The sequence below is a fragment of the Suipraeoptans intestinalis genome (assembly GCF_009696485.1).
In the GTDB taxonomy this organism is placed as follows: domain Bacteria; phylum Bacillota; class Clostridia; order Lachnospirales; family Lachnospiraceae; genus Suipraeoptans; species Suipraeoptans intestinalis.
In genome coordinates this window covers 1,539,785-1,553,583 of the sequence record NZ_VULY01000018.1, presented here as the reverse complement: position 1 = coordinate 1,553,583, position 13,799 = coordinate 1,539,785, and the positions used below count along the sequence as shown (strand labels likewise).

At 50.1% G+C, this 13,799-nt stretch carries 11 protein-coding genes; 5 read left to right on the top strand and 6 right to left on the bottom strand.

What is annotated here, in order from left to right; translation table 11 throughout:
* Positions 1-8: 8 nt before the first annotated feature.
* Entirely contained in the window at positions 9-1,223 is a 1,215-nt protein-coding gene (locus FYJ34_RS08100; RefSeq protein WP_154477708.1) for a glutamine synthetase family protein, read from the bottom strand.
* Between the two features lie 283 nt (positions 1,224-1,506).
* Here FYJ34_RS08100 and FYJ34_RS08095 point away from each other — a divergent pair, with 283 nt between their 5' ends.
* The 4 genes from FYJ34_RS08095 to purF all read left to right on the top strand — a co-directional run bounded on the left by FYJ34_RS08095 (position 1,507) and on the right by purF (position 8,480).
* On the top strand, positions 1,507-3,603 hold the full coding sequence (locus tag FYJ34_RS08095; RefSeq protein ID WP_154477706.1) for a glutamine synthetase III family protein: 2,097 nt from the start codon (positions 1,507-1,509) through the stop codon (positions 3,601-3,603).
* A 132-nt stretch (positions 3,604-3,735) separates the two neighbouring features.
* The gene (asnB, locus tag FYJ34_RS08090; RefSeq protein ID WP_154477704.1) at positions 3,736-5,316 is read left to right on the top strand and encodes an asparagine synthase B; all 1,581 of its coding nucleotides are present in this window, start codon (positions 3,736-3,738) and stop codon (positions 5,314-5,316) included.
* 147 nt (positions 5,317-5,463) lie between these two features.
* Positions 5,464-7,071 (top strand): CTP synthase, encoded by a 1,608-nt coding sequence (locus FYJ34_RS08085; protein WP_154478861.1) that lies wholly within the window; start codon positions 5,464-5,466, stop codon positions 7,069-7,071.
* A complete protein-coding gene (gene purF / locus FYJ34_RS08080) occupies positions 7,068-8,480 on the top strand; it encodes an amidophosphoribosyltransferase (protein ID WP_154477702.1) in 1,413 nt (470 codons plus the stop codon). Before FYJ34_RS08085 ends, purF begins: the two co-directional genes overlap by 4 nt.
* 106 nt (positions 8,481-8,586) lie before the next feature.
* Here the strand turns inward: purF and tig are convergent, their stop codons facing one another.
* The 3 genes from tig to FYJ34_RS08065 form a co-directional block, all read right to left on the bottom strand.
* Positions 8,587-9,642 (bottom strand): trigger factor, encoded by a 1,056-nt coding sequence (gene tig / locus FYJ34_RS08075; protein WP_154477700.1) that lies wholly within the window; start codon positions 9,640-9,642, stop codon positions 8,587-8,589.
* A gap of 151 nt (positions 9,643-9,793) precedes the next feature.
* Entirely contained in the window at positions 9,794-10,594 is an 801-nt protein-coding gene (locus FYJ34_RS08070; RefSeq protein ID WP_154477698.1) for an ABC transporter permease subunit, read from the bottom strand.
* The gene (locus FYJ34_RS08065) at positions 10,572-11,405 is read right to left on the bottom strand and encodes an ABC transporter ATP-binding protein (RefSeq protein WP_154477696.1); all 834 of its coding nucleotides are present in this window, start codon (positions 11,403-11,405) and stop codon (positions 10,572-10,574) included. Before FYJ34_RS08065 ends, FYJ34_RS08070 begins: the two co-directional genes overlap by 23 nt.
* Positions 11,406-11,623: 218 nt before the next feature.
* Here FYJ34_RS08065 and FYJ34_RS08060 point away from each other — a divergent pair, with 218 nt between their 5' ends.
* The gene (locus FYJ34_RS08060; protein ID WP_276959641.1) at positions 11,624-12,064 is read left to right on the top strand and encodes a hypothetical protein; all 441 of its coding nucleotides are present in this window, start codon (positions 11,624-11,626) and stop codon (positions 12,062-12,064) included.
* A 108-nt stretch (positions 12,065-12,172) separates the two neighbouring features.
* Here FYJ34_RS08060 and FYJ34_RS08055 read toward each other — a convergent pair whose 3' ends face one another.
* The gene (locus FYJ34_RS08055) at positions 12,173-12,475 is read right to left on the bottom strand and encodes a Dabb family protein (protein ID WP_154477694.1); all 303 of its coding nucleotides are present in this window, start codon (positions 12,473-12,475) and stop codon (positions 12,173-12,175) included.
* Between the two features lie 138 nt (positions 12,476-12,613).
* Positions 12,614-13,798, bottom strand: coding sequence for a putative hydroxymethylpyrimidine transporter CytX (cytX, locus tag FYJ34_RS08050; protein WP_154477692.1), 1,185 nt, complete (start codon positions 13,796-13,798; stop codon positions 12,614-12,616).
* Between the last annotated feature and the right edge of the window lies 1 nt (position 13,799).

The window sequence follows — 13,799 nt, the reverse complement described above, 5'->3', positions numbered from 1 at the left end:
CCCCTCTGCTAGATTCTGTCGCAATAAATTCTTCGGATAGTTTCCGGAACACATTCCCGGATAAATGCGCTACCTTCTGCTTTGCGGCATGCCTCCTGACGCGTTTTCGGAAGTCTCCGGTACTGCCTCAGGATTTCCTCCTTCTCTGTAAAAAAGTTAAAGTCTGCCGCCGGCGGCAGGGCCAGCCCCTTCTCGATCCCCTGAACCCCTGCATAGATCAGCAGTGCAAAAGCCAGATAGGGGTTGGCGGTAGGATCCGGCGACCGCAGCTCCGCTCTTTTATACTCTCCCACCGCTGCCGGCACTCTGACCAGCTGCGAACGGTTTTCATGTGACCAAGACACATAGGCCGGCGCCTTTTCCTTTCCGAATCTCTCATAGGAATTCTCCCACGGGTTCAAAAATATAGTCATTTCTTCTATCTTCTCCAAAATCCCTGCCATCATAGAATACATATGATCTTCTCCGTCCCGGCTGCGCACAGACATATTGATGTGAAATCCGTTTCCCGGTCTGCTGCTTAACGGTTTGGCGCTAAAATCTGCCAGCAGTCCATTTCGGTAGGCGATGGTCTTTACCACCGTCTGAAATGCCATCACATTGTCCGCCGCCACCAGGGCGTCACTATAGCGAAAATCGATCTCGTTTTGTCCGGGCCCTTCCTCATGGTGGGAGCTTTCCGGGCGGATCCCCATCTGCTCCAGTGTCAGACAGATCTCTCTTCTCACGTTTTCTCCCCTGTCATAAGGCGCCATATCCATATACCCCGCCTGATCGTAAGGAATCTTGGTGGGATCCCCGTTTTCGTCCAGCCGAAACAGGTAAAACTCCTGCTCCGCGCCAAAAGAAATCGCATATCCTTTTTGCTGTGCATAGGCTTCCGCACGCTTCAGTACCTCCCTTGTATCCCCCTCGAAAGGGCTTCCGTCCGGATAGGCGATCCTGCAAAACATACGAACCACCTTCCCGTGCTCCGGTCTCCATGGCAAAAGGGAAAGCGTCTCCGGATCCGGATGCAAAAAAAGATCGCAGTGACTTTCATCTCCAAATCCTTCTACGGCAGAAGCGTCAAAAGCAATACCGTATCGAAATGCGCGGGGCAGCTCCTCCGGCATGATCGAAATATTTTTCTGCCTTCCGAATACGTCGCAAAACGCCAGTCGGATAAACTTTACATCCTCTTCCTCCACATACTGGATCACTTCTTCTCTTGAGTACTTCATCTTTCACCCTGCTTTCCTTCTATTTCCTGTGCTTTCTACTGGTATAATAACACTTTATATCATTTTGCCTGCAAAACTTCAAGTCATTTCACCTCTCCTCTTGACAAACGCCGGGAAACGGTGCATAATACGTAGCATTGAAGGCAAGGGCGTCTTTGAGTGAAACACTCAGAGACGCCCTTTTTGTTGTTTTAGATGAGATGAGAGTCCCGAAACAACAAACGCTTTGTAAGGATCACACTGCGGCAACGACAGAGTTTAAAGGAAAAGGAGTGACTGCATAATGAAAACAATCACAGAAAGCTTCGGGAGCATGGTATTTGATGAAAGAGTCATGAAAGCAACTCTTTCGGCTTCCGTATATTCTTCCCTGGAAAAGACCATTCATGAAGGAGCCAAGCTGGACGCAACCGTCGCCGACGCTGTTGCCGCCGCCATGAAGGACTGGGCTGTTTTGCGGGGTGCTACCCATTATACCCACTGGTTCCAGCCCCTCACCGGGATCACTGCCGAAAAACATGACAGCTTTATTACCCCGTCTCCCGATGGAGGCGTGATCATGGAATTTTCAGGAAAAGAGCTGATCAAAGGAGAACCGGATGCTTCCTCCTTCCCTTCCGGCGGACTGCGCGCCACCTTTGAAGCCAGAGGGTATACTGCCTGGGATCCCACTTCTTATGCCTTTATCAAAGACAACACGCTTTGCATCCCCACTGCATTCTGCTCTTATGGCGGAGAGGCTCTGGATAAGAAAACACCTCTTCTGCGCTCCATGGAGGCATTGAACCGTCAGGCTCTGCGGATCCTGCGCCTGTTTGGAAACAGCACTGCCAAATACGTTCATACCTCTGTCGGTCCTGAGCAGGAGTATTTTCTCATCGACAAAGAGATGTATCTGAAGCGAAAGGATCTGGTCTACACCGGAAGAACCCTGTTCGGCGCCAAGCCTCCCAAGGGACAGGAAATGGATGATCACTACTTTGGCGTGATCAAGCCCCGGGTGGCTGCTTTTATGGAGGATTTAAATCAGGAGCTTTGGAAGCTGGGCGTTCTTGCAAAAACAGAGCACAACGAGGTAGCGCCCGCCCAGCATGAGCTGGCACCTATCTATACTACCACCAACGTTGCCACCGATCACAACCAGTTGACCATGGAGCTTCTCCAGAAAACAGCTTCCCGGCATCACCTGGTCTGTCTTCTCCACGAAAAGCCCTTTGCCGGTGTTAATGGAAGCGGAAAACACAACAACTGGTCTATGACTACCGATGACGGCAGCAACCTTTTCACTCCGGGAGCCACTCCCTACGAGAATGCCCAGTTCCTTCTATTTCTTTGCGCTGTGATAAAAGCCGTAGACGACTATCAGGATCTTCTTCGGATCTCTGTGGCAACCGCAGGAAATGATCATCGCCTGGGTGCCAATGAAGCCCCGCCGGCGGTCATGTCCATCTTTTTGGGAAATGAGCTGACTTCCATCCTGGAAGCCATTGAAACAGATACTCCTTACTTTGCGGAAAAAAGATCCAAAATGAAACTGGGCGTAGATGTTCTTCCTAAATTTACCAAAGATACTACCGACCGCAACCGGACTTCTCCTTTTGCTTTCACCGGCAACAAGTTTGAATTTCGCGCCCTTGGTTCTTCCGACAGCATTGCCTGTGTCAATATCATGCTGAATACCGCTGTGGCCGAGAGTCTGAAGATCTACGCCGACCGCCTGGAGCATGCAAAGGACTTCCCCTCTGCTCTCCATGAAATGATCCGAAAAACCATCAAGGATCACAAGCGGATCATTTTTAACGGCAATGGGTATGACGACACCTGGATCCGGGAAGCGGTAAAAGAAAGAGGTCTTTTGAATTATCGCACTACCCCGGACTGCCTGCCTCACCTTCTGGATCAGAAAAACTTGGAGCTGCTGACTACTCACAAGGTATTCACCCCGGCAGAGCTTTCTTCCCGAATGGAGATCATTCTGGAAAATTACTGCAAATCCATCACCATTGAAGCCACTACCATGGTGGATATGGTCATGAAAGAGATCCTTCCCGCCATCAGCAGCTACACACTGGAAATGGCTCAGATCGCTCGCACGAAGCAGGAAGTAGATGCTTCTCTTTCCTGTGTCTATGAAAAAGAAGTCCTACATCAGCTGACCGGCCTGTCCCAGCGGATTCACAGCCAGGTCCAAGCCTTGTCCGATCATCTGGTGGCATTACAGGAACTCTCCGACACCTGCCGCACCGCTTTTCAGATACGGGATGTGATCCTGCCCTCCATGTGTACCCTGCGTGTTGCCTGTGACGAGGCAGAGCTTCTTTGTCCCAAACGGCTCTGGCCATTCCCCACATACGGAGACCTTCTCTTTGGCGTATGGTAGATCCGAAGCTTTTCAAATAGTTTGCTGCAGATATCTGTCTTTTTCCGGGAGATATCTGTCGGTATTTTCAGTCATATGCACGGCAATCCTGCTGTGAAAATCGATACTACATCAGAATTGGAGGAAATGATTATGTGTTCCATCATGGGCTACTGTAACAGCTCTCACCCACCCCTTTCCCTGTTCCGGGAAGGGTTTTCCAAAACGGTCTCCCGGGGACCGGACGACAGCCGTATCGTCTCTCTTCCCACCGGACTTCTCGGCTTCCATCGTCTTGCCATCATGGGTCTGACTCCCTCCGGCATGCAGCCCTTCCAACTGGACGGAAGCTATGTGGTCTGTAATGGAGAGATCTACGGGTTTCAGGCTCTAAAAGAATCCCTGTCCCGTACCTATTCGTTTCACAGCGACTCGGACTGTGAGGTTTTGCTTCCTCTTTACAAGGAATACGGCGTTCAGATGTTTTCCATGCTGGACGCAGAATTTGCCCTGATCCTCTACGATGGAGAAACAAAGCAATTTCTTGCGGCAAGAGATCCTATCGGCATTCGTCCCCTTTACTATGGATACAGCAAAGACCACTGTATCGTGTTTGCCAGCGAGGCGAAAAATCTGGTTCCCCTGGTTCAGGAGATCTTTCCTTTTCCGCCGGGGCACTACTATCAGGACGGTGCTTTCCACTGCTACTGTGACATTACCGACGTAAAAGAAGTCTGCCGGGACGATCTGGAGACCGTCTGCCAAAAGATTCAAAAAAAACTGGTAGCAGGCGTCAAAAAGCGTCTGACAGCCGATGCAAAAGTAGGTTTTCTCCTGTCCGGCGGTCTGGATTCTTCCCTGGTATGCGCCATTGCCGCCCGGGAATCTTCCACTCCCATCCGTACCTTCGCCATCGGCATGAACGAGGACGCCATCGATCTGAAATACGCAAGGCAGGTGGCGGATCATATCCACAGCGATCACACAGAAGTCCTTATTACCAAAGAGGATGTGCTCTCTTCTTTGGAGGAAGTGATCGCTCTTCTTGGAACCTTTGACATCACCACGATCCGGGCAAGTATGGGAATGTACCTTCTCTGCAAGGCGATCCATGAAACCACAGATATTCGCGTCCTCCTTACCGGTGAAATCTCCGATGAACTGTTCGGATATAAATACACCGATTTTGCCCCTTCTGCCGCGGCCTTTCAGGAAGAATCTGCCAAACGGATCCGGGAACTGCATCTGTATGATGTTCTTCGGGCAGACCGCTGTATCAGTGTAAACTCCCTGGAGGCAAGAGTTCCTTTCGGAGATCTGGATTTTGTAAAGTACGTCATGTCCGTCGATCCTGCTTTAAAGCTGAACACCTACGGAAAAGGGAAATATCTGCTCCGCCACGCCTTTGAAGACGGTTATCTTCCTTCCGATATCCTCTACCGGGAAAAGGCGGCCTTTTCTGACGCGGTAGGTCATTCTCTGGTGGATCATCTGAAGGATTACGCAGAAAGCCGTTATTCTGACGATACCTTTGAAGCCCTCTGTAACACCTACACCCATGCTGCGCCTTTTACAAAAGAGTCTCTTTTGTACCGTCAGATATTTGAAGCCTACTACCCCGGCCAGAGTCATATGATCACGGATTTCTGGATGCCCAACAAAACCTGGGAAGGCTGCAACGTAAACGATCCCTCTGCCCGTGTCCTGTCCAATTACGGCGACAGCGGAAAGTAGGAGGCGTATTCGGGCCAATGTCTGAACTCTTCAAAGAAACACGAAACCGCTTCCTGACCGGCTCTTAGTCAGGGAGCCATTCAAATTACCAAAGAAAGGAGTGCACTGGTGTATCCATGTGAAAACTGCCAGTGCAGCAATGCTGTTATGACGAAGTATATTTTTGTAACCGGTGGTGTCGTATCCGGTCTCGGAAAGGGGATCACCTCCGCCTCCCTGGGTCGTCTCCTGAAAGCACGAGGCTGGAAAGTCGCCGCTCAAAAGCTGGATCCTTATATTAATGTGGATCCCGGCACCATGAGCCCTTTCCAGCATGGAGAAGTCTATGTCACGGAAGACGGTGCTGAAACCGACCTGGACCTGGGGCACTATGAACGGTTTATTGATGAAGACCTGAACCGCTTCTCCAATCTGACTACCGGAAAGGTTTACTGGAATGTTTTGAATAAAGAGCGTCGTGGAGAATATCTGGGTTCTACCGTCCAGGTCATTCCCCACATCACCAACGAGATCAAAGAGTTTATTTACTCTGTGGGAAAGCAGACCAATGCCGATGTCGTGATTACGGAGATCGGCGGCACGATCGGAGATATCGAGTCTCAGCCCTTTCTGGAGGCCGTCCGGCAGGTTTCTCTGGAGGTCGGCCAGGAAAACAGCCTCTTCATTCATGTTACCCTGGTACCGTTTCTTCGAGGCTCCAATGAGCATAAATCCAAGCCCACCCAGCATTCGGTGAAAGAACTTCGGGGAATGGGGATAACTCCCAACATCATTGTCCTGCGCAGCGACGAACCCTTGGAGAGCTCCATTTTTCAAAAGATTTCCCTGTTCTGTAATGTGAAACCGGACTGTGTCATTGAAAACATTACCCTTCCAAACCTGTACGAAGCGCCTCTCATGCTGGAGGAATCCAACTTTTCTTCCATCGTGTGCCGGGAGCTGCGGCTTCCCGATACCACACCTGATCTGAAGGAATGGACGGATCTGGTGGAAAAGATCAAAAGTCGCCGGCACACGGTACAGATCGGTCTGGTGGGAAAATATGTGAGACTTCACGACGCCTACCTGTCGGTGGCCGAAGCTCTCAGTCATGCCGGATATGATTACAATACTCATGTAACGATCCAGTGGATCGATTCTGAGGAGATCACCCGGGAAAATGTTTCCACGCTCCTGGGTGATCTGGACGGCATCCTGATTCCCGGCGGTTTTGGCAGCCGTGGGATCGAGGGCATGATCACCGCCTGCCAATATGCCAGGGAACAGCACCTTCCCTATTTTGGGATCTGCCTGGGCATGCAGATCTGCGTCATTGAATTTGCCAGACATGTCCTTGGTCTTTCTGATGCCAGCTCGGGAGAATTTGACGAAGAGACGCCTCATAAGGTCATCGACTTCATCCCCGGACAGACCCAGGAGATCAACAAGGGAGGAACCCTTCGTCTTGGCTCTTACCCCTGTCGCATCGCCGAAGGTTCCGTGATGGAGGCGTGTTACAGCAGCCTCCTGATCCATGAACGCCACCGGCACCGCTATGAATTCAACAATGCATATCGCCGGGAAATGGCAGACGCCGGCCTTATCTTCAGCGGAACCTCCCCGGACGACCTTCTGGTAGAAACGGTGGAACTGTCCTCCCGGGATTTTTATGTGGGCGTCCAGTTTCATCCGGAATTCAAGAGCCGTCCCAACAAGCCTCATCCTCTTTTCAAAGGATTTGTCCAGGCGGCTATGAAAAGGAGGAGCAGATCATGAGCATACACGAAGAATGCGGAGTATTCGGGATATTTTCCAAACATCCTCAAAATGTTGCAGCCGTTTGTTATTATGGGCTGTACGCTCTCCAACACCGGGGACAGGAAAGCTGCGGTATGGTAGTCAATGACAGAGGGGTGTTTTCCTCCCACAAAGACCTTGGTCTGGTAAGCGAGGTGTTCTCTCCGGAAGTGCTGTCCGACTTTCCGGAAGGCTCCATGGCAGTGGGGCATGTCCGCTATGGCACCACCGGCGGCAGCAGCCGGAAAAACTGTCAGCCCATTGAAGTCAATCATCAAAAGGGGAAGATGGCGCTTGCGCACAACGGAAATCTCTCCAATGCGGCAGAACTGCGCAACCGTCTGGAATTGTCCGGCGCCATCTTCCATACCACCAGCGATACGGAGACCATTGCCTATATCGTAACCCGTGAACGGCTTTCTGCCCCTTCCATCGAAGAGGCTGTCAGCCTTGCTATGCATACGCTGGAAGGGGCTTATTCCCTGTGTCTGATGTCCAGCGCAAAAATGATTGCGGTACGGGATCCCTACGGCTTTCGTCCTCTCTGTTATGGAGTGCTGGAGGACGGCACCTACATTGTCGCCTCAGAAAGCTGTGCGATTACCACCGTAGGCGGCACCGTGATCCGGGATCTTCTTCCCGGAGAGATTCTGGTCTTTACCAAAGACGGGATCCTTTCCCGCACAGAACACTGCAAAACCCGCCCCAACAGGCTGTGCGTCTTTGAGTACATCTACTTTGCCCGCCCGGATTCTGTGATCGACGGGATTTCGGTGCACTCCGCAAGAATTCAGGCCGGACAGATCCTTGCCCGGCAGCATCCGGTGTCCGCCGATGTCGTGGTGGGGGTTCCGGATTCCGGACTGGACGCCGCTTTGGGCTATAGCCAGCAATCCGGCATTCCTTACGGCATTGGTCTGATCAAAAACAAATATATTGGGAGAACCTTTATCTCTCCCGGGCAAACGCAGCGGCAAAACAGTGTGAAGATTAAACTGAGTCCGGTGGAAGCTGTCGTCCGCGGGAAAAATGTCGTTTTGGTGGACGATTCCATCGTCCGTGGAACGACCAGCGAACGACTGATCCGACTGCTGCGGGACGCAGGAGCCGCCAGGATCCATCTTCGGATCTCTGCGCCGCCTTTTCTCAATCCCTGCTATTACGGAACGGATATTGACTCCCGGGAGCATCTGATCGCCACCTCGATGGATCCCGATGGCATTGCACGATCCATCGGCGCCGACAGTCTTGGATTTTTCCCCCTGGATCAATTGTCTGCCCTGGCCGGCGGTCACGGGTACTGCAGCGCCTGTTTTGACGGGCAGTATCCTACTCCCATTCCCTCCGATACCAGAAAAGACCGTTTTGAAGCCCGGCTTCCTCTCTAAAAGGATGTCGCCACAACAAAAGGATGTTTCCCGGGTACTCTGTCCCATGGAAACATCCTTTTCTCTTTGCCGCCGGATTGACGGCCGATTTTTCTGCCTGTTCCGCCTATTTTTTCTCTACCTGTACACAGTGCTTCACCAGCCATTCTTTTACCAGCTTGTTCTGCACGATATCTTCCAGATCCTCCTTGGGCGCCACTGCCTTCAATTCCTTTACGCTGCCGTATCCATAATTCTTCGCAAGCGCCTTCAGCTGCTTCTCATATTCTTTTCCGGAAACCTTGATGCCTTCCTCCTTTGCGATCGCCTCTGTGATCATCGTCTGCTTCAGGCTGGACTTGGCCATTTTGTCCACTTCCTTCTCAAAGTCTTCCACCGACATATTCATCTGCTCTTTGATCATGGTCTCATACTCCATGCCATAGCTGGAGGCCATTTCTTTATACCGGTTGATAAATTTATCTGCAAATGCCTTGACTTCTTTCTTCGGATAGGATTTGATCTTGGTATTTTCCAGCACCTTATCCCATACCTTCTGCGCCAAAGTGTTGTCGTAATTGCTCTGTGCTTCTGTTTCCAGATTTTTCCTGACTTCTTCCTTGTATTCCTTCACCGTCTTGGAAGTTTTCGACAAGGTCTTTACCACTTCGTCTGTCAGCTTAGGAACATCGTTCTGGGTGATCCCCTTTACCGTGATCGTAAATGTCACCGCTTTTCCCGCATACTCCGGTGTATAGTTATCCGGAAATGTTCCGTTCCAGTCAAACGTCTCTCCTGTCTTGTGGCCGATGACGCTCTCCTCAAATCCCGGAATAAACGATCCGGATCCGATTACCAGAGGATAATCCTGTGCGGATCCCCCTTCAAAGGCTTCTCCGTCTATCTTGCCCACAAAATCAATCGTAACGGTGTCTCCGTTTTCTACTGCCCTGTCGGTAATTTCCTTTTTCGTGGCATTGGCATTCAGACTGGCCTCAATGGCACTGTCCACCGCTTCATCAGTCACTTTCTGCGGCTTGTCCACCTTGTCCACTTCCACGCCCTTATATTTACTGATCTTCAGGTTTTTTGTTTCCAGTCCCTTGCTGGTCGCACAGCCGGTCAGACACAGCGCACCCGCCAACATTCCCGCCAACAATACGGTCGTCGTCTTTTTGCTCATTTCTTTTATCCTCCATACCTCGATTCCTGTATCCCCTGCCTTCGGAGCTACAGCCTGCATACCCTACAGTTATAACATATCTATTCTCTGTTTCATAGACTTTTCACAGTTATTTCAGACTTTTGCCCGATTTCCCCGGATGCAGCTCCGGTTAAATATGTAGATCCTTTTTACAGAAAACCATCGCTCCTGCCCAGTAAAATGCCACTGCGCCGATGCCCAATATCACTGCTCCTGTCACTGCATTTCTGTCGCCGGCCAGTACGCCGTTTGCATCAAACAGGGTGAAGAAGGTGGCATACTTTACTACCTCCGTTTTTTCTCCCGCATTTGCAAGCATTTGAAGCACATACATGAGCGCAGGGATCCCGGCTCCGCATGCGATGCTGTACCTTGTTTCTGAAAACAGACAGGAAGCAAGGTAACAGATGCTGCCAATAAACAACTGCAAACAAAGCAGGGCCACATTCACTTTCAACAAATCAGAAACAGCCAGTTCTCCCGGATAACTCGTAGATGCAACGACAAGTTCCAGACCGGTAGAATACAGAAGGAGCAAAACGATTCCGCTTATCAACACAGACATTTGTGTAACCGCTACCGTGCTGCGTTTTACCGGCGCCGCCAAAAGTGTTACCATCGAGCCCTTGTCCATGTATTTTGCAAGCAGCCCATTGCCTCTTACTATACAGAATATCATGGGAAATACCAGAAAAATAAATCCATACAGATAAGAGATCATAAATCCTATCAGGCTGGTTGCTCCGGCTTCCATCCCAACCGCTGACATAAGCTCCGGCATCGCTTCATAAAACTGATCCAGAGACGCCATCATTTTCGGATCATACATTCTGATTATCATGGTGACGTACAGGGAGAGTACCGCCGCAAAAAGGCAGAGGATCTTTATGCTGTTTTTCATTTCTCGTTTATACAAAGTCAACTGAATCATCCGGCTTCCCTCCATAGTAGTCCATAAAGATCTCTTCCAGTCCCTGCTTTGCGGTAACCGTTACACGATCCGTATGACAGATCCCGCCAAAATCTTTTGCAAATGCTTCTGCCTCCTCCGGTGTATCTAAACGCACAGTATACGTGTGCATATGGCGGCTTCTCAGCGTTTCAACCGAGTCTACCGTAACCAGCCTTCCGTTTCGGATCATGCCGATACGATCGCAGGTCTTCTCCACCTCTTCAAATATGTGGCTGGAAAGCAAAATGGTCTTTCCCTTCTTCTTTTCTTCTTCCAGCAATTCTATAAAGCGGTTTTGCATGAGAGGATCCAGTCCGCTTGTAGGCTCATCCAGAATCAGAATATCAGGATCATGCATAAAAGCGGCAACAATCCCGATCTTTTGTTTCATTCCCTTGCTCATTTTTTTAATTTTTCCCTTGGCATCCAGTTCAAACCTTTCAAGCAGCTCCTGCATACGGTTCTCATTTTTTATCTTCCGGTAATCCAGACTGAATTTCAGGAACTCTCTTCCTGTCATATCGTCAAAGAAACTGATTTCACCAGGAATATATCCCAGTCTTTTTTGAATCTGGTCCCGTTTCTCCCAGCAATTCTTTCCATCAATCTGACATCTTCCGGTCTGCGGCCTGATAAAGCCCATCAGATGGCGGATCGTTGTTGTTTTCCCCGCCCCGTTGGGACCTAAAAACCCAAAAATCTCTCCACTGTCTACATGGATAGACAGATCAAAAATCCCTTTTCCCGAACCGTAATCTCTTGTCAGATTTTGAACCTGGATCACACTCATTCCTATCCCTCCCTGTATGAGATCTGTTTCAGCAGAATTTTTCTTCCGAAAAAGCGTTGTCCCGTTTTCACAAACATTTGGAAAGCGTTTCCTCGCTTTTATTATGTAAGGAGATCGGTCCGCTGTCAACAACGTAGAAGCATCCCGTTTTTCCTTGCACTTCCTTTCAAACAATGATACAATAGTCTTCGCGATAAATTGATGTGAGGAGGGTTTCCGTGAGTACGTTAACGATAGTTTTACTCGTAATCTTGGCAATTTTGATCATTGCCTGCATCGTGCTGTATTTCCTTGGAAAAAAAGCACAGAAAAGACAGGAAGAGCAACAGGAGCAGATGGCCTCCGTTGCCCAGACAGTATCCATGCTGATCATTGATAAGGGCAAGATCCGTCTGAAGGATGCCGGTTTTCCATCTATTGTAGTGGAAAGCACGCCCAAATATCTGCGTCGTTCCAAGGTTCCCGTCGTAAAGGCAAAGGTGGGACCAAAGGTGATGACTTTGATGTGTGACGCACAGATCTTTCCATTGATTCCCGTAAAAAAGGAAGTAAAAGCCACAGTCAGCGGCATTTATATCACCCATGTCAAAGGGCTTCGCGGAGCATTGGAGACTCCCGAAAAGAAAAAAGGGTTTTTTGCAAGGCTGCGTGGCAAATAACCACAAGCCGCAAAATGGATCCTGTATCGTTTCTCTCTGCCGGAAATTTCTCCGGCAGAGGAAGCAAACAGGATCCATTCTTTTTTTGATGGTTCCGGTACTGCCGCCCTAACCCTCAAAGTTCAGGCACAGTCTCTGTTCTACGAAGGGGCGCACCCTGGTGGTCGCCACCTCTACGTGCGCCGGATGCTTTCTGTAAGCAGCCAGCGCTTCCAGATCTTCAAACACAGAATCCAGCATCAGGTCTGCCGTAGATCCGTCTGTCCCTTTCATCTGTACATCTATCTCCCTCAATCCGGGAATCTTCCCAAAAAGCCCTTCCAGCCCTTCCTTTATGCCCACCTTGATCCTGTCTTTCTCTTCCGCCCCCAGCTCTTCTCTCAATTTCCATAGTACGATATGTCTTATCATGCACCTGTTCCTTTCTCTGCCTGTTTCTTTTTTGTCGCATGCTTTATTTTACAACGGGCTTCCCTCCGATGTAAAGCAGTTTCCCCACGCACGACAGCATATATGTCCGTATGCACGACAGCATCTAAAAGTCTGCCGTCAGGCTCTTGCCGTATCCGCCTTTCTCCGGCAGAACCAATCTGCCCCCACACACAGCAGGCCCGTAAGCAGCATGGCCAAGACGGTACTTCCCAGTACAAAATCCATCTTCATAAGAAAACGGTAAATGACAAATCCCGCTCCCCACAGCAACAGATTTCTTTTATCCACAGCTTTTTTTGTACTCTCCTTTTTCAGGAAAAATACATCCGTAATCTGTATTGCGATCATAGGCGAAAAGACGGAGCCGATCAGATACAAAAAGCCGGTCATGTTGGATAGTGGGAAAAACATGGCTCCCGCCACTCCCACGCCGGTTACCGCCATCGCCAGGTATCTTTCCCGAAGTCCCGGAAATACCGACTCTCCCGATACCCCCGCCGAATAAGCATCTAAAAATGTGGTAGTAACGGTTGAAAATACAATAATAAACAGACCGGCCGCTGAAAGCCCCGCTTTCCACATGATGCGGGCAATGTCGGATTCTCCGGTCAGCATCCCCATTCCCATTCCGATCACATACATCCAACTGCTGATCCCTCCGTAGACAACTGCGCTGACAGCAGACGCTTTCACCGGTTCCCTGGCCTCCCGTGTATAATCGCTGATCAAAGGAAGCCAGGAAAGGGGCATAGCTACCGACAATTCTACCGCCATCCCAAAGGAAAGAACCTCTTTTCCCGCTTTCTGGCCAGCCTCTCCCTCAAAGATCACAAAGCTCAACAGCACGGTCAGAAAAAACAGGCCGGTCATAGCGATTCTGTTTAATTTGCCCAGATGTGTGATCCCTATACAGATCCACAGCAGGATCAGCCCGCCTATGATCAAGCACCAGATCCGAAGAGAAAGCCCCCAGATCTCATTAGCCGCTATGGCGCCATCGTAGATCATGATCGCCGTCCAGCCTGCCAGTTGAACGATGTTCAGCACGGCAAACAACACGCCGCCTTTTTCTCCGAAGCTTCCTTTCACCGTCTCCATAGCGCTTTTTCCCTGCCTTCCTCCTAGCACTCCCGCCAGAAACAAAAGCGTACACCCGATCAAATGCCCCAGTAAGATCGCCAGAATCCCCTTCTGCCATCCGAGCCCGGAAAAATAGGTTCCTGTATGGATCTCTGCAATGGAAATACCTGCCCCAAACCAGATCAGTCCGTTCTCCAGTAGTATCGTTTTTCGTTTTTCCATC

Bases quoted from the DNA above. Each gene is read 5' to 3' on its own strand.
- cytX (WP_154477692.1), bottom strand. From the start codon at position 13,798: ATGGAAAAACGAAAAACGATACTACTGGAGAACGGACTGATCTGGTTT.
- FYJ34_RS08070 (WP_154477698.1), bottom strand. From the start codon at position 10,594: ATGATTCAGTTGACTTTGTATAAACGAGAAATGAAAAACAGCATAAAG.
- FYJ34_RS08055 (WP_154477694.1), bottom strand. From the start codon at position 12,475: ATGATAAGACATATCGTACTATGGAAATTGAGAGAAGAGCTGGGGGCG.
- asnB (WP_154477704.1), top strand. From the start codon at position 3,736: ATGTGTTCCATCATGGGCTACTGTAACAGCTCTCACCCACCCCTTTCC.
- tig (WP_154477700.1), bottom strand. From the start codon at position 9,642: ATGAGCAAAAAGACGACGACCGTATTGTTGGCGGGAATGTTGGCGGGT.
- FYJ34_RS08100 (WP_154477708.1), bottom strand. From the start codon at position 1,223: ATGAAGTACTCAAGAGAAGAAGTGATCCAGTATGTGGAGGAAGAGGAT.
- FYJ34_RS08065 (WP_154477696.1), bottom strand. From the start codon at position 11,405: ATGAGTGTGATCCAGGTTCAAAATCTGACAAGAGATTACGGTTCGGGA.
- purF (WP_154477702.1), top strand. From the start codon at position 7,068: ATGAGCATACACGAAGAATGCGGAGTATTCGGGATATTTTCCAAACAT.
- FYJ34_RS08095 (WP_154477706.1), top strand. From the start codon at position 1,507: ATGAAAACAATCACAGAAAGCTTCGGGAGCATGGTATTTGATGAAAGA.
- FYJ34_RS08085 (WP_154478861.1), top strand. From the start codon at position 5,464: ATGACGAAGTATATTTTTGTAACCGGTGGTGTCGTATCCGGTCTCGGA.